Source organism: Pseudorhodobacter sp. (assembly GCF_030452865.1).
In the GTDB taxonomy this organism is placed as follows: Bacteria; Pseudomonadota; Alphaproteobacteria; order Rhodobacterales; family Rhodobacteraceae; genus Pseudorhodobacter.
This window is the reverse complement of the sequence record NZ_JAKDLJ010000315.1, coordinates 1-4,412: the sequence shown is the minus strand read 5'-3', so window position 1 is coordinate 4,412 and position 4,412 is coordinate 1. Positions and strand designations below refer to the sequence as shown.

4 protein-coding genes are annotated in these 4,412 nt (G+C 62.1%); all 4 read right to left on the bottom strand.

The genetic code is table 11. From position 1 onward, the window contains the following. Nucleotides 1–104: 104 nt before the first annotated feature. A complete protein-coding gene (gene gndA, locus L0H65_RS15325; RefSeq protein ID WP_301459912.1) occupies nucleotides 105–1,517 on the bottom strand; it encodes an NADP-dependent phosphogluconate dehydrogenase in 1,413 nt (470 codons plus the stop codon). Nucleotides 1,518–1,665: 148 nt separating this feature from the next. Then, entirely contained in the window at nucleotides 1,666–2,658 is a 993-nt protein-coding gene (gene lpxK, locus L0H65_RS15320; RefSeq protein WP_301459911.1) for a tetraacyldisaccharide 4'-kinase, read from the bottom strand. Continuing rightward, on the bottom strand, nucleotides 2,658–3,869 hold the full coding sequence (locus tag L0H65_RS15315) for a 3-deoxy-D-manno-octulosonic acid transferase (protein WP_301459910.1): 1,212 nt from the start codon (nucleotides 3,867–3,869) through the stop codon (nucleotides 2,658–2,660). The genes lpxK and L0H65_RS15315 overlap by 1 nt, the downstream gene beginning before the upstream one ends. Before the next feature lie 9 nt (nucleotides 3,870–3,878). Then, a complete protein-coding gene (locus L0H65_RS15310) occupies nucleotides 3,879–4,124 on the bottom strand; it encodes a DUF4170 domain-containing protein (RefSeq protein WP_301459909.1) in 246 nt (81 codons plus the stop codon). Nucleotides 4,125–4,412 lie beyond the last annotated feature (288 nt).

Genomic DNA, 4,412 nt, shown 5'->3' with positions numbered 1-4,412 from the left:
AAGCCTGCGCAGCTCTCTGGTGGGCAGCAGCAACGCGTTGCGCTGGCGCGCGCGCTCTAAAGGGTTTCGACTTCAAGTCACTCCCCTCGAGCTTGTCCAGCGCGTCAGCCTTGCAAAGCCCACGGCCCGTGATGCCCGTCGCCGCCATCCATCCGGTCGAACCCGTGCGCACCAAAAAAGTCGCGCTGCGCCTGAATCATATTGGCGGTAGACCGACCCGTGCGCATCATATCAAACCACGCGAGCCCATTCGCCAGTGCCGGAACCGGCAAGCCATGCAGTGCCGATTGCGCGACGACTTTGCGCAAGGCGCCGTGGCTCTTTTCCAGATGTTTGGCAAAGAACGGTGCCAACATCAGGTTTCGCTCCGGGTTCTCCTCCAGCGCGGTCGCCATATCATCCAGCATGGATGACCGGATGATGCAGCCCGCGCGCCACACCTTTGCCACGTCAGGCAACGGCAGCGCCCAGTCAAATTCATCACCCGCCGCCGACAGCAGCGCGAACCCCTGCGCATAGCACAGGATCTTGCCCGCAATCATCGCCGATTCCAGATCCCCAAGTGTCAGTACCCCATCTGCGAATGCCTGCGGCGCCGCGCCAAAGCGCTTTTCGCCCTCCTTGCGTTCTTCCAGCCGGGCCGAGGTGTTTCGCGCCATCACGGCGGCTTCGATCACAGGAATCGGAGCGGCAAGATGCTGTGCCTCGATCACCGTCCAGCGCCCGGTGCCCTTTTGCCCGGCACGGTCAAGGATAACGTCAATGATGGGATGCTTGGTAGCCTCGTCGATCACGGCGGTCACGGCAGAAGAGATTTCAATGAGATAGGATTGCAAAGGGCCGTTGTTCCACCGATCAAACACGTCGGAAATCTTCGCTGCAGCCAAGCCCATCCCATCGCGCATGACACCGTATACTTCAGCGATCATCTGCATGTCGGCGTATTCGAGGCCGTTGTGAACTGATTTGACAAAATGCCCCGCGCCGCCCGTGCCCATATAGGTGGCGCAAGCCGTGTCGTCGAATTTGGCGGCAATAGCCTCCAGGATCGGCGCGACACGGTCCCAATCACTCCGTTCGCCGCCGCCCATGATCGACGGGCCATGACGCGCGCCTTCCTCGCCGCCGGAAACGCCGATCCCCAGAAAATGCGGCCCGGATTTGGCGGCATCGGCGGCGCGGCGGTTGGTGTCATGGAAATTGGCATTGCCCGCGTCGATGATCAGATCATCTGCATCCATCAACGGGGTCAACGCGGCGATCATCTGATCCACCGGGTCGCCCGCGGGCACCAACAGGATGATGGCTCGCGGCGGCTTTATCGCGGCAACCAGGGCTTTCAGCGTTTCTGTCGCAGTGATCCTGTCCGCAAGATCGCCCGCATTTTTGGCGAAGTGATGGGTGGTTTCGGTGGTGCGGTTCCAGACCGCGACCCGAAAGCCCTTTTCGGCAATGTTCAGGGCCAGCATCGCCCCCATGGTTCCAAGGCCGATCAGGCCAATTTCGGATTGAGTCATCGCTGGGCACTCCCTTCCGCTGCATGTTGGTTTCATAAAGCCGCGCAACGTCCCAGATGTAAAGCTACCTGCTCGTTGCTCCGCCCCAAGTTAACGTAAGCGGCGCGCCTCGGGTTTCATCTTGGCAAAAATACCTATTCCTGCGAAGTCACAGGCCCATCCGCTCAAAAGCCTGATCCAGTACTCCCCAATCCGTCATCCGCAGACGGACCGGCAGGGTCAGAACCTTTGGCCGGAAGGGCGCCGGCAGGCGAACGGCGTCTTTCTCGGTTGTCACCAGTTGCGCGCCAAGGCTCACCGCCTCCTGTTCCAGCCGCCGCAACAAAGTGGCGTTGAACGGCTGATGGTCGCTCAGCGCCTCGCATCGCAAAACATTCGCACCCGTCGCACGCAGCGTTGCAAAGAATTTTTCAGGATGGCCGATACCCGCGAACGCCAGCACGGATTGATCCTGCCAATCCATGCCCATTCGCAGCAGTTCCAACTGGCCGACAAGATGTGGTACGGTGAACGCCCCGCCCCAAACCGTCCGGAACAGCGCTTGCGCTGTCGTATCGCCGACGGACAACAGCAGGTCGGCGCGCGCCAGACCCGCAGCAACAGGTTCGCGCAGTGGTCCGGCGGGAAGGCAACGACCATTGCCAAAGCCGCGCAACGCATCGACAACGATCACAGACAGATCCTTGTGAACCGTCGGATCCTGAAAGCCATCGTCCAAAAGGATCACCTGCGCCCCGGCTTCCTGCGCGGCGCGCAACCCGTCACACCGGCTGTGCGCAACCCATGTCGGTGCGAAGGCAGCAAGCAAAAGCGGTTCGTCGCCGGTGTCGGCGGCGCTGTGGTGACGCTCATCCACCTGCACGGGGCCGGGTAGCCGCCCCCCGTGCCCGCGCGAAACAACATGCGCCACAACATTGCGCCCTTGCAACCGCTCCAACAAGGCGATCACTGTCGGGGTTTTTCCCGTCCCACCGGCGTTCAGGTTTCCGATGCAGATCACCGGGATGTCTGCTGTGAACTGCCGTGCCTTTCGCAGGCGCAAAGCGGTCCCGGCGGCATAGAGCGCCCCCAGCGGCGCAAGCAACCGCGCGGGCCATGCCGGTCTCTCCGGGTCTGAAAACCAAAATCCCGGCGCTTGCATCAGGTTTTGGCCTCCATCAATGCGCAGAGTGCTGCGACAACCTTTTGCGTCGCTTCTGCCCCATCCGATTCCACGATCCACGCGGCATGCGCAAGTTTCGCGGCGCGGTCAGGTGACAGCAATTCACCGAGCCTCATCGCAAGCTCTTCCGAACTACCGACCAGACATGTAGCCTGCGCCGAAGCCAAGCGCCCGAGTGCCGCGCCAAATTGTCCCGCATTGCGGCCGTGCAGAATGGCGGAGCCGAGGGCAGCGGCCTCCATCGGGTCGCGGGAGATTCCGGTTTCGCCAAAACCACCGCCGATATAGGTGATCGGCGCAAGCCGATACCAAAGCCCGAAGTCATTCACACCTTGGCCGTCGGGTTCTGCCAGATAGGCCTGTACGTCGGCCTCCGGCTCTTCTTCGTCGCGTCGGCAAGCGGTTGTCCAACCCTCATCCTGCTGAAGCCGGGCGGCAAGCGCGGGTGCGCGCGCCGGGTCTTGCGGCGACAGGATCAACAGCAAGCGATGCGCGAGTTTCAGGGCGGCGCGATGCGCGGCAATGACACTCGCCTCCTCCGCTTCCGGCACGCCAGCTGCAAACCAGACCGGGCGGGTGGCCAACAGTCGCGCCAGGCCGGAGCGTTCTGCCTCCGAACAGCGGAGCACGGTGCCCGGATGTTCCATCCTGCCTGCTACGGTGACGATGGAAGGTGCGGCCCCGGCGCGACGAAAGGCGCGGGCGGCAGGTTCGTCAATCGCGAGAATTGCACTGAAGCTGCCCAGCAGACCCCGCGTCAGTCCCGGCCACCAGCCTTCGCGCCCGCGCAAAAGGGTAGGGCTGCGCGCGTCGATCAGCGCGGACGGGATGCGGCGTTCATGCGCTTCATGCAGCAGGGCCGGGCGCAACTCGCCTTCGGCCAGCGCAATCAGATCGGGGTGCCAGTGGTTCAAAAGCGCGCGCATCTCATTTGGATTGTCTGCGGGCATCGGTTGCCAGATGACGCCCGGATGCAGCTTTGCTGGTGGTTCCGGGCTTGTCAGCAGAACCGAGATTCCGTGCTCATCCTCCAGCCGATGCGCCAGCCCGTTGACCTGGGAAAGACTGTCGGGGCCGGGCGCGTGCAACCAGATCAATGGACCGGCAGGGCGCGCGGGCCGATCCACGGGCTTGGCAGCCTCTGCCCGATTGGCGAGATTGTAGAGCGTCAAGCCAAGGGAATAAGCCATCGGGGGCCGTCAGGCGCCAAGTTCTTCGGTCGGCGAGGCCTCGGCACCTTCGTCGCGCAGTCGGTGGATATGGGCGATGAAATAGCGGGTCTGCGCCTCATCCACCGTCCGTTGCGCTTCGGCCTTCCACGCCTTGAAAGCGGCGTCGTAATTGGGAAACATGCCGACGATATGGATATTGTCGGGGTCTTTGAAAACCGTCCCTTGCGTCGATTGCAATTCGCCGCCGAAAACGAGGTGAAGGCGCTGGGTCATGTGTGGCTCCGCATCAGGAATTTCATTTGTACGCAGGGTAAAGCGTTTGTCGAGGCGGGGGAAGGGGTGTGTGGGGTTTGGAGTGAGCGGCGTCGCATCGCGTCGCCATCCCGACATGGCAGAAGCGGGATATCGTTCTGTTCAAAGCCTTATGATGCCTTCTGGGATGGCCGCTTTGCGATCATCGAGGAACGGGATGGTGTCGGTGTGGGAGTGATGAGCCACAGGGCTGAAACCTAAAAGAAAAGCCAACTGCCGAAATTCCAGCGTGAGAGGCACAATGGGGTT